At 56.9% G+C, this 24601-nt stretch carries 24 protein-coding genes; 11 read left to right on the forward strand and 13 right to left on the reverse strand.

Annotation, left to right across the window (positions count from 1 at the left end; all coding sequences use genetic code 11):
- Positions 1–227: 227 nt before the first annotated feature.
- The 3 genes from HV822_RS01205 to HV822_RS01215 all read right to left on the reverse strand — a co-directional run bounded on the left by HV822_RS01205 (position 228) and on the right by HV822_RS01215 (position 5324).
- Entirely contained in the window at positions 228–3476 is a 3249-nt protein-coding gene (locus HV822_RS01205) for an SNF2-related protein (RefSeq protein ID WP_238871855.1), read from the reverse strand.
- A 34-nt stretch (positions 3477–3510) separates the two neighbouring features.
- Entirely contained in the window at positions 3511–4500 is a 990-nt protein-coding gene (locus HV822_RS01210) for a Fic family protein (RefSeq protein ID WP_238871856.1), read from the reverse strand.
- Positions 4501–4637: 137 nt separating this feature from the next.
- Complete coding sequence (locus HV822_RS01215; protein WP_238871857.1) at positions 4638–5324, reverse strand: OB-fold protein; 687 nt, start codon at positions 5322–5324, stop codon at positions 4638–4640.
- A gap of 137 nt (positions 5325–5461) precedes the next feature.
- Here HV822_RS01215 and HV822_RS01220 point away from each other — a divergent pair, with 137 nt between their 5' ends.
- Positions 5462–6337: a WYL domain-containing transcriptional regulator gene (locus HV822_RS01220; RefSeq protein WP_238871858.1), complete on the forward strand. Its 876-nt coding sequence runs from the start codon at positions 5462–5464 to the stop codon at positions 6335–6337.
- Between the two features lie 14 nt (positions 6338–6351).
- On the forward strand, positions 6352–6933 hold the full coding sequence (locus tag HV822_RS01225; RefSeq protein WP_238871859.1) for a plasmid pRiA4b ORF-3 family protein: 582 nt from the start codon (positions 6352–6354) through the stop codon (positions 6931–6933).
- An 18-nt stretch (positions 6934–6951) separates the two neighbouring features.
- Here the strand turns inward: HV822_RS01225 and HV822_RS01230 are convergent, their stop codons facing one another.
- The 5 genes from HV822_RS01230 to HV822_RS01250 are packed head-to-tail and all read right to left on the reverse strand — an operon-like array spanning position 6952 to position 9342.
- Positions 6952–7491: a hypothetical protein gene (locus HV822_RS01230; protein ID WP_238871860.1), complete on the reverse strand. Its 540-nt coding sequence runs from the start codon at positions 7489–7491 to the stop codon at positions 6952–6954.
- Positions 7488–7988 carry a hypothetical protein gene (locus tag HV822_RS01235; RefSeq protein WP_238871861.1) on the reverse strand — a complete coding sequence of 167 codons (501 nt, stop codon included), beginning with the start codon at positions 7986–7988 and terminating at the stop codon, positions 7488–7490. Before HV822_RS01235 ends, HV822_RS01230 begins: the two co-directional genes overlap by 4 nt.
- On the reverse strand, positions 7988–8179 hold the full coding sequence (locus HV822_RS01240; protein WP_228246455.1) for a hypothetical protein: 192 nt from the start codon (positions 8177–8179) through the stop codon (positions 7988–7990). Before HV822_RS01240 ends, HV822_RS01235 begins: the two co-directional genes overlap by 1 nt.
- A gap of 56 nt (positions 8180–8235) precedes the next feature.
- Positions 8236–8991, reverse strand: coding sequence for a hypothetical protein (locus HV822_RS01245; protein WP_238871862.1), 756 nt, complete (start codon positions 8989–8991; stop codon positions 8236–8238).
- Positions 8992–9003: 12 nt separating this feature from the next.
- Positions 9004–9342: a hypothetical protein gene (locus HV822_RS01250; protein ID WP_238871863.1), complete on the reverse strand. Its 339-nt coding sequence runs from the start codon at positions 9340–9342 to the stop codon at positions 9004–9006.
- Between the two features lie 125 nt (positions 9343–9467).
- On the opposite strand from HV822_RS01250, the gene HV822_RS01255 reads away from it, so the two are divergent.
- Positions 9468–9848, forward strand: a complete 381-nt coding sequence (locus tag HV822_RS01255) for a hypothetical protein (RefSeq protein WP_238871864.1) — start codon at positions 9468–9470, stop codon at positions 9846–9848.
- A gap of 61 nt (positions 9849–9909) precedes the next feature.
- Here HV822_RS01255 and HV822_RS01260 read toward each other — a convergent pair whose 3' ends face one another.
- Positions 9910–11145: an ADP-ribosylglycohydrolase family protein gene (locus HV822_RS01260; protein WP_238871865.1), complete on the reverse strand. Its 1236-nt coding sequence runs from the start codon at positions 11143–11145 to the stop codon at positions 9910–9912.
- Between the two features lie 87 nt (positions 11146–11232).
- On the opposite strand from HV822_RS01260, the gene HV822_RS01265 reads away from it, so the two are divergent.
- Both HV822_RS01265 and HV822_RS01270 read left to right on the forward strand, forming a co-directional pair.
- On the forward strand, positions 11233–12273 hold the full coding sequence (locus HV822_RS01265) for a helix-turn-helix transcriptional regulator (protein ID WP_238871866.1): 1041 nt from the start codon (positions 11233–11235) through the stop codon (positions 12271–12273).
- Complete coding sequence (locus HV822_RS01270; RefSeq protein WP_238871867.1) at positions 12270–12920, forward strand: HEPN domain-containing protein; 651 nt, start codon at positions 12270–12272, stop codon at positions 12918–12920. Before HV822_RS01265 ends, HV822_RS01270 begins: the two co-directional genes overlap by 4 nt.
- A 28-nt stretch (positions 12921–12948) precedes the next feature.
- Here the strand turns inward: HV822_RS01270 and HV822_RS01275 are convergent, their stop codons facing one another.
- Positions 12949–13932: a hypothetical protein gene (locus HV822_RS01275; RefSeq protein WP_238871868.1), complete on the reverse strand. Its 984-nt coding sequence runs from the start codon at positions 13930–13932 to the stop codon at positions 12949–12951.
- A 320-nt stretch (positions 13933–14252) separates the two neighbouring features.
- Here HV822_RS01275 and HV822_RS01280 point away from each other — a divergent pair, with 320 nt between their 5' ends.
- A complete protein-coding gene (locus tag HV822_RS01280; RefSeq protein ID WP_238871869.1) occupies positions 14253–15821 on the forward strand; it encodes a transposase in 1569 nt (522 codons plus the stop codon).
- Positions 15822–16190: 369 nt separating this feature from the next.
- On the opposite strand, the gene HV822_RS01285 is transcribed toward HV822_RS01280, so the two are convergent.
- The 3 genes from HV822_RS01285 to HV822_RS01295 form a co-directional block, all read right to left on the reverse strand.
- The gene (locus HV822_RS01285) at positions 16191–16907 is read right to left on the reverse strand and encodes a hypothetical protein (RefSeq protein WP_238871870.1); all 717 of its coding nucleotides are present in this window, start codon (positions 16905–16907) and stop codon (positions 16191–16193) included.
- A gap of 86 nt (positions 16908–16993) precedes the next feature.
- On the reverse strand, positions 16994–17644 hold the full coding sequence (locus HV822_RS01290) for a hypothetical protein (RefSeq protein WP_238871871.1): 651 nt from the start codon (positions 17642–17644) through the stop codon (positions 16994–16996).
- Between the two features lie 189 nt (positions 17645–17833).
- Positions 17834–19984 (reverse strand): NERD domain-containing protein, encoded by a 2151-nt coding sequence (locus tag HV822_RS01295; RefSeq protein ID WP_238871872.1) that lies wholly within the window; start codon positions 19982–19984, stop codon positions 17834–17836.
- Between the two features lie 530 nt (positions 19985–20514).
- On the opposite strand from HV822_RS01295, the gene HV822_RS01300 reads away from it, so the two are divergent.
- From HV822_RS01300 to HV822_RS01320, 5 genes are all read left to right on the forward strand, one after another.
- Entirely contained in the window at positions 20515–20832 is a 318-nt protein-coding gene (locus tag HV822_RS01300; RefSeq protein WP_238871873.1) for a complement resistance protein TraT, read from the forward strand.
- Between the two features lie 155 nt (positions 20833–20987).
- Positions 20988–21956: a DUF932 domain-containing protein gene (locus HV822_RS01305; protein WP_238871874.1), complete on the forward strand. Its 969-nt coding sequence runs from the start codon at positions 20988–20990 to the stop codon at positions 21954–21956.
- Positions 21957–22089: 133 nt separating this feature from the next.
- Positions 22090–23094 (forward strand): YqaJ viral recombinase family nuclease, encoded by a 1005-nt coding sequence (locus HV822_RS01310; protein WP_238871875.1) that lies wholly within the window; start codon positions 22090–22092, stop codon positions 23092–23094.
- A 112-nt stretch (positions 23095–23206) separates the two neighbouring features.
- Positions 23207–24103 carry a recombination directionality factor gene (locus HV822_RS01315; protein ID WP_238871876.1) on the forward strand — a complete coding sequence of 299 codons (897 nt, stop codon included), beginning with the start codon at positions 23207–23209 and terminating at the stop codon, positions 24101–24103.
- Positions 24100–24585, forward strand: a complete 486-nt coding sequence (locus HV822_RS01320; RefSeq protein WP_318035912.1) for a JAB domain-containing protein — start codon at positions 24100–24102, stop codon at positions 24583–24585. Before HV822_RS01315 ends, HV822_RS01320 begins: the two co-directional genes overlap by 4 nt.
- Positions 24586–24601: the final 16 nt, after the last annotated feature.

The following is a 24601-nucleotide window of genomic DNA, read 5'->3' on the forward strand; positions in this document are numbered from 1 at the left end:
ATTATCTTGATGGCAGATCCTGTCGCTGTCTAGCAACAGCGCACCTCAAAAGCGCATAAGAAGCGGTCATCCATGACCAAGGGCTCCATCCCTGCCCACTCCAAGCGGGCACAGTTGGATGATATGTCGCGTTAGCTGACAGACCAATAATGGTCATGCATACAGGTCAAGTTTTCAGGCAGGTCTGATGTCATCCGCCTAAGCTGAACAGGTACTGATTAGCTGATTCAGCCTGTGCCAGAGTAGCCCAGCACACAAGCAACGATTCGTTCTTCCCATGTTTGCCGCAAGGCGATGCCTGAAATCCGCTCGATGATCGCCGAAGCCGGCAACGGATCTACGAGCAGCGCCTTACGAATATCACGCAAGCGAACGATTTGGGAGCGCCTAGCTGTTTTGTTCAGATAGCCAAACCAAGTCGGCCGCACGAGATCCAACCAGGCGTCTGCCAGCTGCGTCCAATCGGGGCAGTCGTCTGTGCGGTTATGCTTGAGCGTCTGCAGCAGGCGCTGAATCGCGTCAGCCTGACCCGCGCTTTCAATCCACCCCTTTCGGCCCGTCCAAGCCGAAATGACCTCCTGCATTTGATCCAGTGCACGCTGTTTACGCTGTGGCAACAACAGTCGCTCCTGCTCCGACAATCGCGCCAAGAAGCGCTCAAGTTGCCGCCCAGCACCATGACTGAGCGGGAGATCTTCCTGCCCCTGACCCAGACGTTTCCGCAGTTGCTCGACAATATCCGGCAAATGCACCAACGGTTTAGGCTGCTGATCCACGACCAGCACCCAGCGAGGCGCCCTTTTGGCTTCTCCCGCAAGACAAACAAATAGCCACGGCCGCTCAGACCTCACCAGGCTGACGCGGGACAACACAGCCAGAGTCTCATCTCTAACCGAGGCGTAGTCCTCTGCAGTCAGCACCGCTCGGCCCCCTTCGAGTAGCCCACGAACCGACGCGAATGCATCCTCAACACCGTCCCACGGGATCGTCGCGCGCTGCTCGAGTTCCTGCTGCTGCGCCTCTGGTGTTATCAGTTGCTCCGGTGCAGCGGTTGTCAGCATGGCATCGGGAAGTTGCAGGTTGCCGCCAAGTGACGACTCCACATCTTCTACGCGCGCTACAAACCGCTCATCCGCCTTAAGCGCAAAGGTTTCGGCATCCCTGGGCCACCAGCATTCGATGCTGTCATGCGGACTATCCATGCGATCTATACGACCGACTCGCTGCTCGGCATAACGCACCACGCTGGGCATATCCAGATGCACCATTGCCGAGGCACGCTGAAGGTTAACGCCTTCAGACAAAGCATCGCTGCACAGTGCGATCACGCGCCCTGCACCACGCTCGGGATCGAGTCGCGCCTGCAACACCTGGTTCTGCCGTTTCTTGCCCCCTACCCCAAGCAAAACCTCGGCACCTTTTTCACCCCGCGGGCGCGCCATGAGGTGCCGGAGATAGCGCAGCGTCAACGGGAAATGATCAAAAGCAATCACTTGCTCGTGTTGCCGAGCCAGGTCAAGCAACAGTTGGCATTTACGTTTCTCCCGGCCGTCGCTCATGCGCTCCAGGCGGATGAGGATATAGGTATAACGGCCGACCTCCGCTTCGCACTCGCGGCGATGCGCATCGGGGTCTGATAACCAGACAGGCAACTCGATGCCCAAACGATTCTCAGGAATACGGCCCTGCAGAGCAGTAATACGCTCCTGCATATTGCCGGTGGTGTCGTCGCCCTCTACTGTAAGGTCATCCTGCAAATGCAGCCTTACCAATGCCTCGCGCTCGCCGAGAATATGCCTGAACAGGGCGAGCCGGGATGAGCGCAAACTGGCCATGACATGATGACAGGCAAGTCCGTTGGCGGATCTCAGCCGCATTTGCAGGTAGGCCTCTGCACTCATTCCGGATCGAGCATGGCTCTCGGGCAGGTACAGGGCTTTTTCAAAATGCGTTATGCCCACCAATGATCGGGCAATTGTCAGAATCTCTCCGGCAAGCTTGATGTCACGCGCACTTTCATCCAGCTCGTAGACCTGCGGATGGTGCTCCGGATATCGGCAAACCCGGCCGGAAGGCAAGCGGTATGCGTCCGGCTCAAGATCGACCATGCTGTTGAGCTGTTTCTTGGTGCGGCGCACCATGAATCCGGCCAGCGCACTCTTCAGCGTCGCGAGATCCTCTGGCGCCGCATCTCTCAACCCACCTTTCAGACGCGTCAGTCTTTCCAGGGTCGCTAGAACCTGATCATCGAAGTTGTCTGCACCAAGAATGTCGACCATGCGCAACAGGTCACTGGCAGATCGATTGAACGGGGTTGCGGTAAACAGCACGACCTGATCTGCCAGGTTATGGACTAACTGGCGAGAGCGGTTAGATGTCTGGCTAAGGAAATTATGTGCTTCGTCAACCGCCAGGGTTTGTGACCGCACCATCAGGTCGGAGATGATGCTCTCGTCCCCTGCTCTGGAATGACTCAATGCGCCATGAGACCGAATATTGAGCTGAAGGAAACTCCGCAAGCTTTCGCGCTCCCAATTGGCGATCACCAGCGGAGGGCATACCATCGCAATCAGGCCTTTATGCCCCTTGGATGCTGACCAGATGCGATCATATACGGCGCGTAGCAGATGCACGCCCATTCGGGTTTTGCCAGAACCCGTCGCATCCGCAATCAAGACACCTCCCACGGTTTCGATCAGATACAACGCCTGACCGATACCTTTGCGCTGGGAAGGCCAAAGCGTGACATCGGTCGATTGGCCAATGGACTTCAGGTAGCTGTCTGCCCAGTCACCTTCAAGCAACTCGGCACAGGCACGAGCAAGAGCCTCTCTCCAGGTTACACAGCGCAGCAGGCTTTCCAGCAGCGCCACCAGCGCCTCTTCAGCATCGGTACCTTCCTCCCACAGACACTCAGCGTATTGCCATATCTCTCGGAAACGCCTTGGCTCATCTTTAGGGGTAAAGCGAGCGTTGGCCTCATGCTGGGAATGCAGACCTGGTGCAGTGAAGTTGCTGGAGCCGAGGGTAACGGCCGATTGCGTACAGTAGATTTTGGCATGCACGCGTGGACCAGGCCCCGGATAGCGGACCGAAACGACTCTGTTGCGAAGTAACTCAATGCAATGAATCAGCTGTCCGCTCAAGCGCAGGGAGACGCCTCTGCTGAGCCAATAAGAACGCACTTCCTGCTCAAAGCTTCGATTGTGCAGAGAAAAATCCTGGGAGCTACTCAAGGATGGCTCAGAGCCCAGCAACAGCCTGAGCCGACCGGTAGCATCAGCTCGTTGACTTACCAGGCGTATGAGCTGATCGAGCCCGCTATAGCCGGTTACAACCAGTACCTCACCTGCTGCCAGGAGGTCTGGCATCAGCGTGCGATGAACCTGACGTGCTCCGTGATTAAGCGGCATACGCGCTGGCGGCGGTAACTCGACATCACTTGATGGTGACTGGTCGAACAGCGATCCCTGCATACTTGCGCTCCATTAGGCAGGCCCTACGGTGCTCTCAACGTAGCCGGCGCCGGTACCGCTGGACTGGGCTCCGTGGCGACGTGGGGTCGGTCATTTCGATCAATCCCGCGGCAAGCGCCGGTTTCAAATACGACTTGCCGAAGCTTTGACGATGAGAGAGCCCCAAGCGCTCCATCAACTCGCTAGCCTTGAGTGCAGCCCCTGGAGGCAACTCTGCCAGCAACCGTTTTACTTGGTCGGTTACTTGTTCGGTTACTTGGTCGCCAACCACCGCTTCAAGTAACGCTTCGCGCAATGCCGTCAGCATGAAGAGAACGAACGGAGTGGCTTCAGATACCTTGTCTGCCTCGGCCAGAGCTGCGTAATACTCGCCCTGATGGGCCTGAATAACGGTCTCAACCGGAAGGTAGGCCAGCAGTGGCTGCCAGCGACTCAGGATGAGCGTTTGCCAAAGTCGCCCCATGCGTCCGTTACCGTCCGCAAACGGATGGATAAACTCAAACTCGTAATGAAACACACAGCTAGCGATCAAGGCCGGTAGTTCTGTAGCAGACACCCATGCAAGCAAGTCCTGCATCAGCACGGCCACGCGGCTTGGCGGTGGCGCCATGTGCAGCAGTTGCTCGCCGCGATAGATACCTACGCCGCCCGCGCGATAGCACCCTGCACCGTCCAGCAACCCGTGCATGAGAAGTCGATGAGCCGTCAGCAGGTGCTCCACTGAATCAGGTCGCCAACCGGCCATCGCATCATAGGCTGCAAACGCATTGCGCACTTCCTGGATCTCCACCGGCAGGCCGAGGACACGCTTGCCATCGAGCACAGCGGTTACCTGTTCAACGCTCAAGGTATTGTTTTCGATGGCAAGAGACGCCTGAATGGTTCGAATCCGATTACCCCGCCGAAGCTGCGGGGTCAGTCGGCTATGCTCCTCAGCAGTCAATCGGCCAACCAGCTCGCAGATCTCTGTCACCAGAGTCAGCATGCGGGGAGTCAGCGTTAGCGGCGGTTGGTAATCGGGCACGTCTCACACCTTAGTCATCAGCAAAGTCGCTTCACAACGGCTTAGCGCATAATCGCATGCAGTTAATACTACCTGCTGCATTCTGGACAGCTAACGTAATCAGCTCAAGCACCCGATCCATGCTGATCAAAGCAACGTCAGTCCGCGGGCTTACAGCTCTTGGACATTGGCGTCTTGGCGATATCGCCGCTCCCCGTGCAGACAAGACTGACCCGCATGCCAGCCTGTAGCTTCGCTGCGGAGGATTCATGGGCACGATCCAGTTCGAACTGCGGTTCCATGAACTGATTCACCCCTCCTCGTAGCGTCAGATAAGGGCGTCCGAGAAAGTCAGTGTTAATCGAATCAACAACACCGGTGACCAAAAAACGCTTGCCCTTAAACTGCTGATCCGCGGCAACAGTATTGCGGTCATAGGCCTGCGCCAACTGACTCGCAGTGACCTGCAGCAACGGTTGCTCTACCGGTGCCGGGCGCGGTGTCTGCGGTGCGCTGCTACTGGAAATACTGTTAGAACGAGTGACTGACCCGCTGCTGGTATCTGCCGCCTGCTGGCCAGTCATTGCCAGAAGCGATAAACCCAGCCAGACAAAGCCGATCACTCGGCTGGTGGTGGAGTGCCCCTTGCGTAACAGAAACCAGGAAAACACCAGCGGAAATACTAAGACCCCCACCCCCAACCAGAAGCTTACCGTACGAGGCTGCTCCAACACACGCACCGGCGTAGCCAAGGGCTTCTTGCCGACCGGGGCACCGCATTTCGGACAGGCTGCTGCCATTTCACTCACAGTGCTGCCGCACTCGCTGCATTCAATCAGTGCCATATGTCTTCTCCCTGTTTTCCATAACGAGAAAGCTGCAGCAAGGTGGCTTGCAGCTCAGCAGAAACATATGTAGATTTTTTAGACAGATCTATATTGTTTACCCATACAGGTAAAGTTTTCGCACAGGTAAGGACACCATGAAACGCAGCACCACCCCCGAATCCGTTCGCTGGGATCTTGCCCTTCGCTACCGTCTGATCGAGACGGTCGCCTGGTGGGAAGGTCGGTTGACCACTCAGCACCTGATGCAGAGTTTTGGTATCAGCCGTCAGCAGGCCTCCAAGGACATCAACACCTACATCACCGAGCATGCGCCGAAGAATCTGGAATACGACAAGCACCTGAAGGGCTATGTGCCGAGCAAGCGGTTCCAGCCGCGCTTTATCGACGACAGCGCCAGCGCATACCTGCATCTGCTGAACCAGAGCCACGACCGCGCGCCGCATATTGAAGGTTTGGCATTGGCCTATGCCCATACCGAGGTGCTGGATGTGCCGGACAGGTCGGTGCGTCCTGAGGTGCTGCGGCCGCTGCTGAAGGCCTGTCGCGAAGGTCAGCGACTTGAATGTGAGTATGTGTCGTTTACCACGCCCGATGGCGAGACGCGATTGATCGCACCGCATACGCTGGTATTTACCGGTATGCGCTGGCATGTGCGTGCCTACTGCGAGAAGAACGGCGACTACCGCGACTTTGTGCTCAGCCGATTCCGTGGTGTGCCTGAGTTGATGGATGACCTGTCGGACAATACGCGCGAGGCGGATACAGGCTGGAATACCCGAGTCGCCGTCATCATTGAGCCAGACTCACGTTTGAAGGCTGAACAGCGGGCCATCGTGGAGGCGGATTACGGCATGATCGGCGGGCAGCTGGAGATCCAGACCCGCGGCGCATTGGTGCAGTACGTATTGCAGCGCTACCAGATCGACCCAACCAAAGTGCACGCCAAGCCTACAGCCCAGCAGATTGTGGTCGGTAACCTCGAGCAACTGCAGCCGTGGTTTTACAAGTAACCCAAGGATCCCCGATGGCAACCAAACCCACGCTGTACACATTGTTTATCCAACTGGAGCCGCTGCAAATCGAACCGCCCGTATGGCGTCTAATCCGGGTAAACAGCGACTGCACGCTACGCAAGCTCCATCACTTCATCCAGGCGGCGTTTGGCTGGCACAGCTGCCACCTGCATGAGTTTCAGGTCGGGCTCAATCACTATACGCCGCTGGATCCGGAGTCTACCGACCTGCAGGGCGATGCGCAGGATGACCGACGCGTCAAGCTGACAAAGGCGTTCAAGCATGTGGATCGTGTGCGCTACACCTATGACTTTGGCGACAGCTGGCAACACGTGATTGCGCTGGAAGCTCAGGAGCCGAGCGATGTATCCGGCACCTGGTGCGAGGTACTCGATGGTGCCGGCGCCTGTCCGCCAGAGGATGTGAGCGGCGTGCCAGGGTATCTGGACTTTCTGCAGGCGATTGCTCGGCCAGACAGTGACGAAGGCAAAGAGGCGCTGGCCTGGGCCGGTGGTCACTTTGATCCGACGTTATTTGACTGCAGGGCTGCCAACGCAGCCGTCCAGCGTATCTGCAACAACCTGTGGGGTTAAGACTGAAGAAGCTGCTGGTTACTCCTCTGGCAGCGTCTTGCAGACCGTCATGAAGAAACGCCCCGGCTGGCCGTCAACCATCTCGACGTAGCCTTCGCGCCGCTCCTTGCACCAACCTGCATCCCAATCAGCCGCAAACCGCCTGAACTCGACGCCCTCTTCGCACTCGGCTAGAAAGTCCTGCCAGGCCGTATTCAGGTGTCCGAATGGCAGGTCGGGCACCGCGCCAAGCGGGTCTACAACCCGCTCTCGGGCTTCGATTTCATCCACTGTAAGCGACTCCAGTAAATGGTCCCCGGCTACAGCGAACTCGGGTTTGGGCGCTTCTGGTTCAAACGGTCGCTCCAGCAGAGGAAGCAGAAGCAGCACCGGCCAAATCACACTACTGATCAGAATCAGTGGTAACCAGCGCCGCTTGGGTGGCTGCCAGTCCGGGTCAAGGGCCTGCGCTACCACCTCGGTTATTGGCGGGTTTGTTGCGTAGGCTCGCGCGCCATTGATGCTGAAGCCAATGCCGACCAGCAGACCAATGCCGAGATACAGGTAGAGATAGGTCAATCGTCCGTCTCCTGCTGCGTGCCCGGCCTCGAAAACACCGTCAGCGCCCCGACACCATATCCCTCGGGGGCATCCGGGTTGTCCGATACGCCGTTGTGCTTCTCCGCCGACGCAACAAGCACACCCCGCTCAAAATCCAGCAGCACATCGCGCTCGTAGACACTTGCGTAACCCGCGTGAACGTACTTCAGCAGCCTGCCACGCGGGACCCTGATGCGGCCGGAGTACCAGTGCGCGAATACCCGTTCCGGATAGCCCGGGAAGACCGATTCCAACGACGCGTCCGCCCCATCACTCAGCCAACCCTGGATCGCGATCAAGTACAGCCGGTCTTCCAATAGCTCCCAGGTGGCAACATAACCACGCATGAGCGCCGTGGAGCTAGGTTCAAACTCAGGATAGGCGCCGCCCAAACGAAAGTAGGTGCCAAGCGGTGCATCACACATGGTCAGCCGTTCGCCCTGATAGAAAAGCAGATCACCGATCTGAGCGGTCATCACGCCTCCGATGGTGGATCAGGTAGTTCAGGCACAGAAAAGGCCGCAGCACCGAGCAGCAACGCAACCCCAAACATGAACAACCCCATGCCCCAGGACTCCGTCAAACCCAGCCAGAGTCCGTAGCCCATGGTCGCCAGCTGCAGCATCAGGATGCTGGCGTTAAAGATGTACTTGATCAGAATGCTCATACCGCAATTCCTCCTACCAAGAACAAAGCCCGATGAGGCTCATGGCGCGACGGCGCTTACGCTAACGCTCTCGAAGCAACGCCGGTCTTGATGCGCTCGATGACCTGATCTCTGAACTCTGCATGTCCATACTCCGCGCGCGGATGCGCTATGCGGTAGCAGGTGGCACCGGCCGCTTCAAACTCCCAGAGCTTGCCCGGCACCAGCTTTTCTTTAGCGGTTTGGTACCCGCCGAAGTGATCAATAAACAGGCTCCGAATGGCCTCATCGGCGCCTTTGATGCCTGAAGCGAATACAATGAAATTCGGTTTGAAACGGCGTATCTGCGCAGCAAGCAGTTGCTGTGACGCTGATACGATCTCATCGAACTCGGTAGCTGGGCGATTTCTTGGGCTCTTCTTGTCATAGTCCCAGGCAAACAGGTTCGCGTAGATCAGTGCTCTCGGGTGTAGGTCAAGCTCCCTGGCCAGCCGGAAGTAGTACTGCATAAAACGGCTTCTGGACGTCTCGACGACCTTGTCGCCTTTCAACTTGAAATGACTCCTATAGCGCCCGAGGGACTCATCTACAACCTCCGATACCGCGACGCCACCGAGTCCCGCAGCCCGCTTGATGGTATTTCTTGGCGGAGACGTATTGGTGTTCCAACCTGCCGTCTCACGGCCGACCAGCATGACTTTCGTCTCAGCTGCCCAATACTCCTCAAACGGATCAGGCAAAAACACACCCGAGTACTTGTCTTCGGCCAGGTTGAACTGGTCAATCTGCAGCCCCTGCAGAATGCGTACGTATTCCTGTTTCAATGCATCCATTCGTTACGTCCTCTATCCATTTTCAGATTCGTCATCGACCAGCCAGTCAACGCTTATGGCGCCTTGGCTTATGCTCACGATACCGTTTTTCCATCGAGATTGACCGCACTGCGCACGATACCGAATGAGGATGTCCAGCAGTTCCATCAGATACACCTTGAATCCTGAGTCGTTGGCTAGCACGTACCAGGTGACATCAGTGGACCAGGACGCATGGCTCAGGCGGGCCTCATCATCGGCAGCAAAGCGAACCTCGCAACTGCCATCCGCATGCTCGGGGAACTGCCGGAGCAGCATCCCAAGACGCAAGGATTCGAAGTCTGGATCAAACTCGGTTTCTTCTACGGTCATGGTATGCGGTCCTTCCGGGCATCTGCCGAGTGGCTCATTTGGACAGCATGACAGTCTGAGCGACAGACTCTGTCGCATAGGAGTGGATACTGACATCCACGCAGACAACAAGGAGCCAATGCTCAATGGCGATAGATCTCGAATTTCTGAACTTCATCGTTCCAATCTCCGTGATCGAACGGAAATACCCAGGTGGCTGGCAGCAGTGCAGGACGGACTACATCGGTGAAACCGGCGGCCCTGCAAGGCATGACGACCAGCTGTTTCGGCTTGGCGCCATGGATCCGCTGAGCATGGGGCTTATGGTCAGAGAGTGGGAGGAGATGGGATTTCAGATAGAGCGCAAAGTGAAAGGCGAGAGCAGATGGAACCACGGCTGCATCATTGGAGCCGGCGAATGTGCACCCACCCTACCCTGCGCCTGGTTGATGGTCGCTGACGATGGCATGTCAGCCCGGATGAAACCGGGGCATCCGTATGAAACGAATCTAAATAAACGCAGCTAAGCTCAAAAGCAGTCATGCTCTAGTGGGTCTGAAGCTCTCGCAGGCCCAATGCTCCAGCAATTCACCAGCCCGGATAACGCCGACGCAGCTCCGCCTCGCCACCTGTCTCATACGTCGCCGGAATGTCGACCAGGTCCAGAGCCACCTGCGTAATCACATCACGCAACTCCAGCTCCTCCAGCCAGCGCTCAGGAATAGCCTGTGGGCCATAGATCAAACCGAGCAGATTACCGGCAATCATGCCAGTGCTGTCACTGTCACCACTGTGGTTTACGGCCATGATGATGCCGTCCTCCAAGCTTTCCGCCGCCAGCGCGCACCAGAGACCGATGGCGAGTGCTTCGTCTGCAACCCAGCCTCCGCCCAGTTCGGCGATACGTTCCGGGTTGGGCCGCACGCCCTGCTGGTGCAACCGCAGCACATATTCCACAAGCCTGCGGGTTTCCTGCATTCCTGCTTTGCCACCGTGAGCCTGCAGGGCGATCACCACCACTTCGGCCAACGGCAATGACTGACGCCACAAGCGATTCAGAATGTCAGCAAACAAACCAGCCGCCAGGTAGCCGGTTGGGTGGCCATGGGTCAGCCGAGCCGACTCACACGCGACCGCGAATGGGTCGAACAAAAAGGCACAGGGCGCAACGCGCATGACGCCACCACAGCCCTTGCTGTCGTTCACCGCCGGCTCACCAAACACCCGGCTATCCATCAGCGCAGACAAGCAGGTATTGCCCGGCGCTCGGCGTGACCATAGCGCAACCTCCTCGATCAACCAGCCATCCCGGCAGGGGCTCAATGCAGGCTCAACGCCTTGCGTGAGCAACCAGCGCTGCAACGCGTGGTGAATGACCGCCGGTACGTGACAGCTACCCGTTTCACGCTGACGTACAAAAGCCCGCAACAGCCCCTCAGCGGTGAACAGCATCATCTGGGTGTCGTCGGTTACCGCACCGCGTCGGCCATAGATCGGCGCCATTGAGCGAATACCCCAGTTACCGAAACCCCGACGAATCTCGTCCCAGGACAGGAACTCGACCCTGGCGCCCAAAGCGTCACCGGCCGCCCCTGCCAACAGGCAGCCAAGCACACGCTCTGCCTGAGGTGACATTGGCGCAGGCATCGACCATCGCCGTTCACGCCCACACACAGAAGCTTGTGTCACGCTGATTTCGCCTTCGTCACCGCCTTCAAGAGCAATACGCGGATGGCCGCATACATCGCGCTGCAAATAGCGCAGCAGCAGTTCCTGGCGTTGTGCGGTAGAAAGCGTGTGAGGGCTGGTCAGGGTTGCGTTCATTCAGTCACTCCATGGTCATTGCTGAGTGACATCCTAGATTCGACATGCGACGATTCATGTCGCTGCCACTAGACACAAGGACTTGCCATGAGCCAGCACGATACGTTGATGCGCCACCTCGCCCTGCTGCGCATGATCCCCCGGCACCCCGCCAAGCGCGCGACCACTACCCTGCATGAAAAGCTCAGCGAAGAAGGGTTCACCCTGACGCCACGCTCCTTGCAGCGCGACCTTGAACGGCTCTCGACCTGGTTTCCGCTTACCTGCGACAAATCCGAAAAGCCCTATCGCTGGTCTTACGTTGCCAGCTACGCCAGTGACCTGCCAGCGATGGATACGGTCGAGGCTCTGGTGCTGGTCATGGCAGAGCAAGGATTGGCAGACAAGCTGCCGCCCTCCGCACTCAGTCACATCAGCTACCGCTTTGAACGCGCACGCCAGCACCTTGAGAGTCTGCATGCAAATGGGCTCTCCCATTGGAGCAAGCGCGTTTCCAGCATTCCTGAAGGCAAGTCGCTGATTGCACCAGAAGTCAAAGCAGGCATTTGGGACGCTGTGTCGGATGCCTTGCTCAATCAGCAAGCCATTGAGGTGGACTACCTCAGCCGCTACAAGCAGGATCTCCAGCACTTCACAGTCCACCCGCAAGGACTGGTGACGCGCGGGCAGATCAGCTATGTCCTTGCCACCATCAACCAGCACGATGACATCCGTCAGTTGGCGCTGCATCGCTTTCAAGCAGTAAAACACAGCAGCGAAGCTTACCGGCCACATCCGGACTTCAACGTGCAGGATTACATCACCGAAGGCAGCTTTGGCTTGCCAGTCACAACAGACCCGGTGGTGCTTGTTGCCCAGCTGAACAACCACGTTGCCTGGAAGCTGAGGGAAACACCGGTAAGCGATGATCAAACATTGTCTGAACCCGACGCAGATGGCTGGATTGAGTTACGCGCAACAGTACCGAACGACCAGCAAACCCTCTGGTGGATTCACGGCTTCGGTGCCGGCTTTCACGTAGTGCAACCGGCTGAGTGGCGAGATCATCAGGCGGAACAGGCGGAGAAGATCTTGTCGCAGGCCAGAAAAAACGGTTACCAGCCTGTACAGCAGGAGGTGACGTCATGAGTTACGAACGCCTCAAGCAACGCCAACGCGCCGAACGCCACACCCACAACGAGAACCTTGCCCTGCGCACTCACCGCTCACTCAGCTGGCTCAATCGCGCCGAGCAAGCCGAGGATCTCGACGGCCAATTCATTTTCCTCTGGATCGCTTTCAACGCTGCCTACGCCACAGAAATCGATGAACGCCTGCGCCTGAGCGAACAGGAAACCTTCAAGGCCTTCCTCAACAAGCTATGCGAACTGGATCAGCAGAACACGCTGGAGAAGCTGGTATGGCAAGCATTCCCCGGCAACATCCGGGTGCTGCTCGACAACCCGTTTGTGTTTCAAAGTTTTTGGGATTACCAGAACGGTAAACTCAGCCACGAAGAATGGCAACAGCGCTTCACCGCAGGCAAGCAACGCGCCAAAACCGCCCTCGGCTCCCGCGACACCGCTACCGTCCTGGCCGTGGTGTTTAGCCGACTCTACACGCTACGCAACCAATTGATCCACGGCGGCGCCACTTGGAACGGGAAGGTCAATCGCGAACAGCTGCGCGACTGCGTCGCCATCCTCGGTCAACTGGTACCGCTGGTGATCGAGATCATGCTCGATAACCCGAACACCTTGTGGGGCGATGCGTGTTATCCGGTGGTAAAGGACTGAACCAGCCGCTGACAGGGGCAATTTAGCCTTACACCCCGTCCGCAGTAAGCGCAGCGAACCATCGGGATTGCTGCAAGCGCGCCTTGGTCGGAAGGCATCCCTCCTCATCATCCCAGTGCCCCGGATCAAACTCCTGAGCAAAGAAGCGCCGCAGTTCAGCCTTGAAGGTACCCGCCAGTTCTGACCGAGCCACAATCCCTTCCAGCAACAGCTCATCGGGATAGCGCCGCTTGACCCGTAGCAAAACACGCTTTGGATCCTCGGTAGGAAGCACAGCCAGCACAGCCGTCGATCCTTCCTCATCGACCTCAATCATGACAGGAAGGTCACCCTCGTCGATTTCCCGCCCCCAGGCCACCAGATCATCAAATGGATCAAACACGTTGGACAGATCCATCACCGCGCTGCAATCAGCCAACGACATATGCAACCTTGCCCAACCGTATTGGCCCATTTCGAACAGCACACCCACTGGTGCATCGGTGATATCAGGTCGCAAGCGAAACCAGCGAGGCAGATCTTCGCATGGTCGAAACAGCCGAGCTCCGTTGTGAGCTGCATCGCGTAGCCCTATATGCCCAGTGTTGCCAGACACAAAGAATGGCGTCAGCGACTTCCAACGAGCAGGATCGACTGTGCCGGAAACGGGATCAACACCATTGAACCACTCCACCAACTCGCCATAGCTGCGCCAGCCAAACGGCGCGACAGCACGCAGCTCAATGGCGCCGGCCAGATCATCAAGTACATCCACGACGTATGAAAATGATTTTGCCAGCCGCGGAATCAGACCAGGCCGTAACTGCATGGCAAAGAACTCATCGGGATCGTGACCGTCAAGCAGCAGCAGATCGCCACCAAACGCCAGATCAAGAAGCTGCTGCACGGCAACCCGACGCGCCGACAACCCTTCATTCGATCTCACCGCTGCAGGAATGGCCTCAAGCGCTCGACGCACAGTCTCATCCCGACAGTACTGCAACGGCAGCAACAACCCTACACGTGAGGCCACGCCGGGGCGGTCTCCACCAGTCAGTGCTCCCAATGCGAACAGGCCAGCCCGTATCCCCGACGCGCAGCCACGAAAGCTCCGCCCAGACAAGCCATACTCCGCGAGATAGATACAAGGGAGAAACGCATCTGGGCGTCCCTGAAGACAACCAAAGGTCCGACGGATCTTGGCACTCATCAAAGTCAGCCCCTCGTTTTGGGTAATGCGGAAGACACGAATCAGCTCGGCATTGATTCTGAAATTGCCGCTGAGGCCAGCGTTGAGGCTGTAGAAAAACCCCTGATTTGGTAGTCTGGCGTCAGATCAACAAGGAGTGTTGCATGCCGCGCTTCAAGCCCTACGACTACAGCCAGCACAGCATGGTGGTGATCAACTACCAGGAGCAGCTTCAGCCCGGCACGTTCGAGTACGCCGTTCATTATCTGATTGAACACAAGCTGGACCTTTCGGTCTTCCATCCCCGTTACAGCAACGATGCCACAGGCCGGTTAGCCTATGACCCGGCCATCTTGCTCAAGATTATTCTGTTCGCCTATTCCAAGGGCATTACCTCTAGCCGCCAGATCCAGTGGTGCTGCGAGACCAACATTCTATTCAAGGCGCTGTCCTGCGATACGGTTCCGCATTTCACCACCCTGGCCAGCTTTGTCAGCGAGAACGCCACGGCGATCGAAGCGGTGTTCGAGCAGGTGTTGCTGGTGTGTCATCAGCAGGGTTTGTTGGGTAACGAGCTGTTTGCTATCGACGGTTGCAAGATGTCCTCCAATGCTGCCAAGGAGTGGTCGGGTACCTTCAAGGAGCTCAAGGCCAAGCGCGGCAAACTGCGCAAGCTGATCCGTCACCATCTGAACGAACACCGCCAGCATGATGCGGCGGAGACAGAGGTGGAGATGGAGCGAGCCATCCGCCACGGCAAGATGATCCTCTCGCTGGATCAAGCGATGGAAAAGGTAGATCGGTTTTTAAAGACCCAGAGTCCAAGGATGGGCCAGGGTAAGCGCCGCAAGGAAGTGAAGAGCAATATCACCGATAACGACAGCGCCAAGATGACTACCAGCAAGGGCACGCTGCAAGGCTACAACGGCGTCGCCATGGTGGATCGCAAGCACCAGATCATCATTGAGGCCCAAGCCTTCGGCGAAGGGCAGGAGCACCATACCCTCAAACCCATGCTGGAAACCTTGGAGCAGCGTTATGCCCGACTGAAGATTGCCGATGCTATCTATCAGCACGGCGTGGTAGTCACCGCCGATACCGGCTTTGCCAACGAAGCCAACATGCAATACCTGCATACCAGACAGATCAACGGCTATATACCGGACAACCGCTTTCGTAGTCGTGACCCGCGCTTTGCCCTGCAAAAAGACAAGTACGGCAAGCGCCACCAGAAGCCCGCAGGCGTGACGCGCAGTCCGACATTCCCGGCCAGTGCCTTTGATTTTGATCCTATACACATGACCTGCCGCTGCCCGGTTGGCCAACAACTCAGCCACCGTGGCGTGCGGACAAACGACGCTGGTGTACCGGTAGCCTATTTTGAAGGACGCTTGCTGCAATGCCGAACCTGCCCCAAGCGCAACGCCTGTATGCACAACCCGCAGTCTGCAGAGCACCGCAAGGGCGCGGGGAGGCAGGTTTCGTTTCGATTGGAGGCGAACCGGCCACCGAGCTATACCGACTGGATGAAGCACCGAGTGGACAGCCCCGAGGGCAAAGCGATTTACAGCCACAGGATGTCGGTGGTGGAGCCGGTGTTTGGGAACATCGGCACCAACAAGCGGTTGAGCCGCTTCAGCTTGCGCGGCCGCAGAAAGGTTCAAGGTCAATGGCAGTTGTATTGCCTAGTCCACAATCTGGAGAAGCTGGCGAATTACGGGCAATGCGGCTGACGACGCTTCAGAGGTGGCTGTAGAAAGCCTTGCAAGGCTTGTTTGGCGGATACCAGATCACGCCAGCGTGTTTGAATACAGTACGGCCCAGACGAGTTTGGGTTGAAAGATAAACAAGGAGATGGCTGGAGTGAGCCCGGAATGGGTTTTTCTACAGCCTCGTTGGCCTGCACCCACTGCTTAAAGACTTGGTGGCAGTTCGCTTGACGGACCTGAGTGCTGGCAGCTCAGGTAGAGTCCGATTATCAACCGACAGCTTTTGTCGCGGCTACAACTGCTGCGCTTCATAACGGCAATCTATGAGGAGCCGGGAGCATCATTTCAAAGTAAGAACAGACGCAGGAACTTCACACTTCTGGCATCCACAACTCAGCAGGAACCTCCCCCCCCAACTTCCTCTAGAAAAATCAAAACGCCCGGATAGTAATATCCCGCAGCATTGACATAACAACGCTCCTCCATCCGCGGGAACACATAAGCCATTTGCACTGGCCCATGTCCCGGAGCACAACTAGCCGATGAAGGACACGTAGATAATCCCGATAGCCATTGAGATAGCCTGCCGTTGAAATCAGCCTTTGCGGCTTCGTCCAAAACTGCCGTGGATATAAAGGGAATGACGAAAGTGACAGCATAATGGACATCAGCTTCGCCAACCAGCTTCAGTGCGTCTTGGCGCGCTGCATTCATACCCTCCGTAACTTTCCCGCTACAGCCAGCAGTCTCAAAACCAGGATCTAAACGGAGCCAGACCTGCTTTGCCTCAAACGCATAGTCTTCATGAGGCGTGGACACGTACAAATCTACCCTACCTCTAGCGTCAGAACCCTCTTCAGCGTCAACGACCGATATAGGTGCACCTGCCCGCTTCAAAGTTGAATATTCCTCCAGCGCAACCCAACCCTTGGTCCAGGCAGCGCCGGCGAGAACACTGACGTTTGTGCGCTCGTTATACCACCAGCAACAGTCACCCCCTTCTCCAGCGTCACCCTCCATAATTTTGTCGTAGCGCAACACAGACTCAACCCACGCAGCAAGCAGTTGGCTGACTACATCTTGCCCAGAAGGGCTATGTGTCGACATCATCAATGCATTTCCTTTTCAGTCAAAACGAGTAAAAACAGAAGCGCCGACCAGCACCGTAAACAGCTTTCCAACGCTACTTACTCTGATCAAATGGGCACGCCCAAGAAAAAAAGCGTCGTCCTCTTGTTTGGGTGGACCCCGTACCCCAAAACGGCCTTCTCTGCACCAGGAAACGCGGTCTCAAGTGCATCCCAAATACGAGTAAACCTGGACATGGGAATCACCTCCGGACCACCAATCACGTGACACAGCAATGGACGTAATCGGAGTTGCCGAAGTTTTGAAAGCAATTCCTGCTCCGTGCACTCACAATCGACCCACGCAGCAGTGACTGCCCGACCACCACCTGCATTCAACGCGGAAACGATATCAGCGAAATCGGCACAAACGGGGCCAGTGAAGCGCACGATATCGATCATCGACTCCATTGCCTTCTCAGCCCATACGTCGAATGCTCCCTTCGGAATTCCGGATGGCGCAAGCAGCTGGAAGCACCGCTCAGGAAGAGCCCGCTCTGGATCTTGGTGATCCACAAACAGAGTTAAGCTACTCCTCACCTCAGGCAGATAATCTGCAGGCGCAGCGAGAACAAACTCTAGATCGTAGGGCCGACTATTTTCAGGCGGAAGTACACCAGTCGCCCAATCTCCTCTCTGATTGATGGTGTCCGAATACAGCAACAAAGCTACTCCTTCCGGGTAGTTATCGCAGCCAACGGTGAAAGGCTCAGGTTTCATTGGTCTCTCACAAATAGAAAAAGTCGCTAAATCATCTCCCGCCTTGGCGACAAAACGTGTCGCACGCCTGCAAAAAGAGCACGAAGGTAATCAGCCCACCGCAGTGAATTGCATCGGTTTCATGCAGGCTTGGCTAAAACGAAATGATCTCCAGGCAACCCGGGGCGGTTCACTTTTGTGACGACATATTCAGCAAATGCCGCGCCAAAGCTCATCTGACTCAACAACGCTGACAAGCCAGCGAGCAGTAAACCCATCAGGAAACAACGAACCCACATACCCCTCGTCAAGCTGATCTAAGGGTCTGAGGAGCTGTTTTTCATCACGCAGAATGATTTCCAGTGCTTCACGCGATACCACCCTAAACCCATCAACCGACTGCCCATCGAATTCAATGGAAGTGTCAATAATCCAAGAGCGCATATCCGCCCCAGGTTTATGACTGTGATAGCCCAGCTTGGCCCGCAACTCCTGATCGTCAATCAGCGCGTTGAGCACGGCGACCTGTTTGCGTCGTAGCTGCCAAGCAGCCTTGCGCAACGTGTTGGTGCGATGCAACCACACCTCATGCCTGGTCGAGCGTATGTAGCCTGACTTGACCTCTAGGAGCAGCACAACGCCATCCCTGTGACAGATCAGATCCACTTCACCGGCATCATCCTCTGCAGTCACCAGTGGCCGATAGCCCACTTTCACAGCAAAGCCTCTTTGCCGAAGGCTCTCTGCCAGCACCAGCTCTACTCGCTGGGTTTCTTCCTGTACATCAGCTCTGCGTGCATTCACGCGCCGCAGGTTATTGATGGCTGCCGTCAGGTTATTTTGCTGAGCAACCACCCAAGGAAACTGAAAGCTGTATCGACCGATCTTGTAAAAGGGTTGCTCGTGCAGGCGTGGTGCTGGCATGCCGGGCTGCTGCTTGAGTTGCTGCCCTAGTGCTTTGAGGTCGCTGGTCCAGAACTTGAGAATGGCTTTAGCAGACTCAGCACTGCCTCGCGGACAGTCTTCGCTAACCGTCCAGCCTTTAATCCTACCGATCTTTTCTTCCTCTTCGGACCAGGTCATGGGGAACCTGTTCTCTCCCGACAATAAGCCGTCCATAGCCAAGCGACCAAGTGCATGAGCAAGCACGCCATGTTCTTGGAAATAATGTTGGAACGGCTGGATGAAATGCCCCGTAAAGAAAACCGAGGTCAGCTCGCTCGCCAGCAACACCTGATGAAGCCGAACCTGGATGCCATCACCGAGAGCAATCCGGTCAGTCAAGCCATAAATCTGCTGCAATTGCAGCTCGCTGCGCATAGCCTTGATATACGCCAACTGATTCAGCTCATGATTCTCGGGCGAACCGATAGTTTGCTCGGCCATACCGGATTCAATGAAGGCCTGAACAGCACGGTTCATCCAATAGTGCCAAAGCAGATCGCCTTTACGCTCCGTTCGCTTCCATCGCTCTGTTCCAGCACTTGACTTGTTATAGATAACCGGCTCGCCTGGCTTTAACTGATAACAACATTCCTGATCGAAGCAGAACCAATCAATGGAACCCTCGTAGTCGATTCGCTCTTGGGTTGCGGCAGTAAGAACAGCCAGCCATTCAAGGTTTTCACGGCACCTGGCTCCATCTGCGCTGGACGACTCAGGGAAAAGGATCGGTGACAAGTGGCGCTTCAGCGACCGGGCGAGCCGAGACTCAGTCAGGCGAAAGTCACCTTCCGAGCAAGTCTGGAGTTTCCTTAGAATAATGCGGTTGTAAACCTGCCAGTGCTTACCGGATCTATCGGCGTGCGAGTCGTCGGTAATGCCCTCATAAGCCAGCACGCTGAGATAAGAAAACAGCTCCAATAGGGACAACCGTTCAAGCTGTTTTTCAGCGCTGGCGATCAGCTCGTCAAAGGGCTTGAGCTGAACCAGCAAACGGTCGCAGACAGCAAAAAACACTTCCCACTCATTCCCCGCAAGCCCAGCCCGAAGCGCCAGCCAGAGGGGCGAAGTTACACGCATGAACAGCTTTGAATAGCGAATGGCCCATCTAAGCACCTCAGGGTTACGGCTGGCGAGGTGCAACAGGATCTCGATACTGATTGCATTATCAAAATGCAGCACGCGACTAAGGGCCAGGCTGGCGAGTTCGGATTGGGCAAGCGCATCCTGATCAAGCCAAAACGACACCCGTGCTAAGCCTTGCGCACGCTCGAGAGCTGACAAGTTCTTACCCGCGGGGCGCTGATCAAGGAAGTGATGTAGGCATTCATCAAGAGCTCGGCCCTTGTTGATCTCTGGATGACTCCGTTCATATACCGACTGGTAATGCTGCCGGCAACGCTCTCCCTTTTCTGTCATCCCTTATCGCTCATATCAGCCTGAACCCCCTAGTCTGAGCCTAAACTATCGGCAGGCCAAGGCGCCACTGGGTACAACTCGACTGACCAACAGATCTACCAGCGATTGAGACAAAAGCTGTCAGCGCCGGCATTTTTTATCAAGCGGTTTCTCCTTCCTCGTAGTGTATTGCCATTACGGCAAACGTGTTGGCGCCACCATTGGTACCGTAGTTGGCACTTTTACCGGTGCTGCAGCCAGTTCTGCATCCAGCGCTGCTGCAGGCACGGTGCTTGACGCTATCACCGGTGCATTATGCTGGTTGCATCGCAGGGCTGTGCTTAGGCAGGGTGCTCGATGAGCAACTGCTATGCCGTTTCCGCTACTCCCGCCGCCAACGCCATGACGAGGCAAGCGGGTCTAAAGACTCTTTCACGCCGATCACGCATTGGCGCATCACAGACATTCGATTCAAAACATTTTCAGACCTATATCACCTACCTGAGCAAACCCCGCCGGCAGGCTCAACCGGCGTTTCAGAGGTGATATCCATGATTCCAACCTGTCCTGCCTGTCATTCTGACCAGATCCAGCATTGTCACTACGGCAAACGCGCCGGCGGCACCATTGGTACCGTTGCGGGCGCCTTTAGCGGCGCGTCTGGCGCTACTGCCGGCGCTCTTGAGGGCGCACGCATTGGTGCTACCGTCATGCGCTTTGCTGGCCCCACCGCAACAGCATCTGGCGCAGTGCTGGGCGCGATATCAGGCGGTCTGATTGGCTGCGTTGCCGGGCTCAAGCTTGGTGAGGTGGTCGACCAGGAACTGCTCTGTCGTTATCGCTGTACCCAGTGCGGCAAGCACTTTTAACACCGGCAGAAGTCGGTCCGTACGCGTCGTTTCTCCAGCGTTCTTGTTTCTCTCGTTACCCGCTTTACCTCTCTTTCCCCTACTTCAACGGCCACCCTGCCCCAGCGCCTGCTGGCGCGGGGTTTATGCCGCTACTCAATACTCAGGAAACCCCTATGGCACATCAAATCGAAAACATGGCTTACGTTGGCGCAACACCCTGGCATGGTCTGGGTAGCCAGCTTTCAACGCATCAGCCGCTGGAAGTCTGGCAGCGCGAAGCCGGCATGAACTGGCACATCGAAGAATCGCCGGTGCGCTTTGTATCCGGCAATAACGCCCACCTAGGCAGTATCCATTCATTCCCGGAGCAGAAGGTCCTGTTCCGCTCAGACACCAAAGCGCCGCTCTCTGTTGTCTCCCAGCGCTACAAGGTCGTGCAGCCGATGGAAGTGTTGGAGTTCTATCGCGACCTGACCGAGTACGCAGGCTTTGAGCTGGAAACAGCCGGGGTACTCAAGGGCGGCAAGAAGTTCTGGGCGCTGGCCCGCACCGGCCAAAGCAGCCAGCTCAAAGGCCGTGACGAGGTAAACGGCTACCTGCTGTTGGCCACCTCCTGTGACGGAACACTAGCCACCATGGCAACGCCCACCACAGTGCGCGTGGTCTGCAATAACACCCTGGCCATTGCGGTCGATGGCGCAACTCAGGCGATCCGGGTTCCGCACAGCACCGAGTTCAATGCCTCCCGCGTTAAACAGCAGCTTGGCGTATCGGTCTCGCAATGGAGCGAGTTCATGTACCGCATGAAAACGCTGTCTGAGCGCAAGGTAAAACCAGCCGAAGCGCTGCGTTACTTCCTGCAGGTGATCTGCAGTACCGATGCAGACCTGACTGACCTGACCCAACTGCCACAGCATCGCGCCCTGCAAAAGGTGCAGGACCTGTATCTGGGCCAAGGTCGAGGGGCTCAGTTGGCATCCGCGCAGAACACCGCGTGGGGGCTGCTCAACGCCGTCACTGAGTTTGTAGACCACAAGAAACGCGCCCGCAGTACTGACCACCGACTGGACTCCGCCTGGTTTGGTCAAGGTGCGGTGCTCAAACAAAAAGCCCTGGATCATGCCCTGCAACTGGTTGCCTGAGGGCAATGCCGCACGCTGATCACCTTCCTCAACTGACTAACTACCTCTCCCGTTCGCCATAGGTCCGGCCAGCATCGCTGACCGGGCTTTTGTGCGTCTGGGCGCGGTGTTTTGGCTTACTGGAGAACCCTACATGAAATCGGAAAAACGGAATTATTCAACGCCACGCAAAGGCACTGCCCTGCGCCTGGTCAGTACCACCCAGCTGGACCGGGAGCAGTGGCTAGCTGTGCGCCGCGGTGGTATCGGCAGCTCAGATGCCGCTGCAGCTGTAGGCCTGAATCCCTATAAATCGCAGTTGGCCCTGTGGCTGGAAAAGACCGAGCGAGATGCGGGCATGCCGCAAATCGATCCTCAGGACGATACCACGCCCACCTTCTGGGGCAGCATCCTTGAGCCTATCGTTGCATCGCAGTACACCAAGCGCACAGGCCTCAAGGTACGCAAGGTGAATGCAGTGCTGCAGCATCCCGATCCTCAGCTGCACTGGATGATGGCAAACCTGGACCGGGAGGTCGTCGGTTCATCCGAGGTCCAGATCCTGGAGTGCAAAACAGCCGGCATCAATGGTGCCCGCTTGTGGCGTGACGGCGTGCCTGAGTATGTGCAACTGCAGGTGATGCATCAACTGGCGGTTACCGGTAAACAGGCAGCCGACGTAGCCGTGTTGATCGGTGGACAGGATCTGGAGATTCATCGTATTGAGCGTGATGAAACGATGATCGCGAACCTGATAGAGCTGGAACGTCGCTTCTGGCAATACGTTGTCGATGATACGCCGCCACCGGCTGATGGCAGCGATTCGGCAGATCAGGCACTGCGTTGCCTCTACCCTAAGGACAATGGTCGCACGCTTGATCTGAGTGGCAACCCCACGCTCAGCGTGGCGTATGTTGAGCTCAAGGCCCTCAAGCAGACCATCAACAAGCAACAAAAGCGGGAAGCCGAGCTAAAACAGCAACTGCAACAGGCCATGGGGGACGCCAGTCGAGCGATATTCGCTGGCGGCCAGATCAGCTGGAAACGCAGCAAGGACAGCAACGTGCTGGACGTCGATCAACTCCTCAAAGACAAACCCTATCTGCAAACCCGCTACAGCAAGGTCAAGGAAGGCAGTCGTCGCTTTCTGATCAGCTGACCCTCTCTACTGCGCAACCCGTTCTATCGCTGTCCTCTCCCCTGTTGTCTCGGGCGGCTTCGGCAGCCCGGGGCTTTTTCCGTTTCCTGTTTATCGATCCAAGGAGTACGTCATGCTCAAAGGTCTCGCTATTACCCCACCCGTGTTGGGCCGCGTTGCCATCGGCAAGGTGGTCGAGCGCAACGGCAAACGTCTGCCGGAAAAAGACGATCAGTTCACTCTCACCTCTCAGGTTCAATATGACGGTCAGTGGCTGTTGCATCCGCTGGACAAAGAACTACGCACGTCCGCTACCGACAAGCTGCGTTCCATTCCGGTACGGCTGCTGTTCAACGACCCGCAGCTGAACTTCCGGGCTCACTACGCGTTGTTTGATCGCGCGTCTGGACGACCTCTGTGCGTGGGTGACGGCGAGCAGTGTAAGCGTCGTACCCAAGAAGGCATTCAATCGCTGCCCTGCTCCTCACCGGATGGCTGCCCGCTAGCCCAAGGTGGCCAGTGCAAACCCTATGGTCGACTCAACATCAGCATTGGCGATGAGGATGCCCTGGGTAGCTTTGTGTTTCGCACCACTGGCTACAACAGCATCCGCACATTGTCGGCGCGGCTGGAGTACTTCCGGGCGCTGTCTGGTGATCGGTTGGCCTGCCTGCCACTGGAGCTACGCCTGCGTGGCAAATCCACTCGCCAGAGCCATGGCACGCCCATCTACTACGTCGACTTGACGCTGCGCCAGGGCATGAGCGTTGAAGAGGCCCTGCGCGATGCCAGAGCGCTTGATGAGGCCCGTCGAGAGGCCGGCTTTGACCAAGCGGCATTGGACCAGGCAGCTCGCAATGGGCTCGCCAACGGTGCCTTCGAAGACACCGACGAAGAGTCTGGTCAGGTGCTGGAGGAGTTCTATCCAGATACTCCCGCGCCAGCATCTACATCCCAACCCAGCCTGCAGGAGCGCCTGGCCAACAAGGCGCAAACGGCAGCCCAAGCAAACACCGAGGCAACACCATGACCACAACTGAGCAAACACCGGGCCTGCTCTGTCAGGAACTGCCGGTGTCCGAGGCGGAGATCCTGACATGGGCTGAAGCCATCCTGCGAGCACGCTTTGCCCGCTCCAACTATCTGACCAGCCCAGCGCTGGTACGTGACTACCTGCGCCTGAACCTGGGCGCCGAGGAGCGCGAGGTCTTTGGGGTGATTCTGCTGGATAGCCAACACGGCGTGCAGCGCTTTGAGCGCCTGTTCTACGGGACCATCGACAGTGCCAGTGTGTATCCCCGAGAGATCGTTAAACTCGCTTTGCAGCAAAACGCTGCCGCCGTGGTGCTGGCGCATAACCATCCCAGTGGTAACCCCGAGCCTAGCGAGGCGGACATCAAGCTGACCCAGCGCGTCCAGCAAGCCCTGCAAACGGTCGACATCCGCCTACTGGACCATCTGATAGTCAGCGGTACCCATTCAGTCAGCTTGGCTGAACGTGCCCTGATTTAACTCACCACGTAACCAA

The organism is Halopseudomonas maritima, from assembly GCF_021545785.1.
GTDB classification, from domain to species: domain Bacteria; phylum Pseudomonadota; class Gammaproteobacteria; order Pseudomonadales; family Pseudomonadaceae; genus Halopseudomonas; species Halopseudomonas maritima.

Excerpts from the sequence above, each read along its gene's own strand:
- HV822_RS01315 (WP_238871876.1), top strand. The coding sequence starts at position 23,207 with ATGCTCAAAGGTCTCGCTATTACCCCACCCGTGTTGGGCCGCGTTGCC.
- HV822_RS01235 (WP_238871861.1), bottom strand. The coding sequence starts at position 7,988 with ATGACCGCTCAGATCGGTGATCTGCTTTTCTATCAGGGCGAACGGCTG.
- HV822_RS01320 (WP_318035912.1), top strand. The coding sequence starts at position 24,100 with ATGACCACAACTGAGCAAACACCGGGCCTGCTCTGTCAGGAACTGCCG.
- HV822_RS01270 (WP_238871867.1), top strand. The coding sequence starts at position 12,270 with ATGAGTTACGAACGCCTCAAGCAACGCCAACGCGCCGAACGCCACACC.
- HV822_RS01295 (WP_238871872.1), bottom strand. The coding sequence starts at position 19,984 with ATGACAGAAAAGGGAGAGCGTTGCCGGCAGCATTACCAGTCGGTATAT.
- HV822_RS01260 (WP_238871865.1), bottom strand. The coding sequence starts at position 11,145 with ATGAACGCAACCCTGACCAGCCCTCACACGCTTTCTACCGCACAACGC.
- HV822_RS01285 (WP_238871870.1), bottom strand. The coding sequence starts at position 16,907 with ATGATGTCGACACATAGCCCTTCTGGGCAAGATGTAGTCAGCCAACTG.
- HV822_RS01225 (WP_238871859.1), top strand. The coding sequence starts at position 6,352 with ATGGCAACCAAACCCACGCTGTACACATTGTTTATCCAACTGGAGCCG.
- HV822_RS01310 (WP_238871875.1), top strand. The coding sequence starts at position 22,090 with ATGAAATCGGAAAAACGGAATTATTCAACGCCACGCAAAGGCACTGCC.
- HV822_RS01240 (WP_228246455.1), bottom strand. The coding sequence starts at position 8,179 with ATGAGCATTCTGATCAAGTACATCTTTAACGCCAGCATCCTGATGCTG.
- HV822_RS01215 (WP_238871857.1), bottom strand. The coding sequence starts at position 5,324 with ATGGCACTGATTGAATGCAGCGAGTGCGGCAGCACTGTGAGTGAAATG.
- HV822_RS01205 (WP_238871855.1), bottom strand. The coding sequence starts at position 3,476 with ATGCAGGGATCGCTGTTCGACCAGTCACCATCAAGTGATGTCGAGTTA.
- HV822_RS01220 (WP_238871858.1), top strand. The coding sequence starts at position 5,462 with ATGAAACGCAGCACCACCCCCGAATCCGTTCGCTGGGATCTTGCCCTT.
- HV822_RS01255 (WP_238871864.1), top strand. The coding sequence starts at position 9,468 with ATGGCGATAGATCTCGAATTTCTGAACTTCATCGTTCCAATCTCCGTG.
- HV822_RS01300 (WP_238871873.1), top strand. The coding sequence starts at position 20,515 with ATGATTCCAACCTGTCCTGCCTGTCATTCTGACCAGATCCAGCATTGT.
- HV822_RS01305 (WP_238871874.1), top strand. The coding sequence starts at position 20,988 with ATGGCACATCAAATCGAAAACATGGCTTACGTTGGCGCAACACCCTGG.
- HV822_RS01290 (WP_238871871.1), bottom strand. The coding sequence starts at position 17,644 with ATGAAACCTGAGCCTTTCACCGTTGGCTGCGATAACTACCCGGAAGGA.
- HV822_RS01250 (WP_238871863.1), bottom strand. The coding sequence starts at position 9,342 with ATGACCGTAGAAGAAACCGAGTTTGATCCAGACTTCGAATCCTTGCGT.
- HV822_RS01245 (WP_238871862.1), bottom strand. The coding sequence starts at position 8,991 with ATGGATGCATTGAAACAGGAATACGTACGCATTCTGCAGGGGCTGCAG.
- HV822_RS01280 (WP_238871869.1), top strand. The coding sequence starts at position 14,253 with ATGCCGCGCTTCAAGCCCTACGACTACAGCCAGCACAGCATGGTGGTG.
- HV822_RS01265 (WP_238871866.1), top strand. The coding sequence starts at position 11,233 with ATGAGCCAGCACGATACGTTGATGCGCCACCTCGCCCTGCTGCGCATG.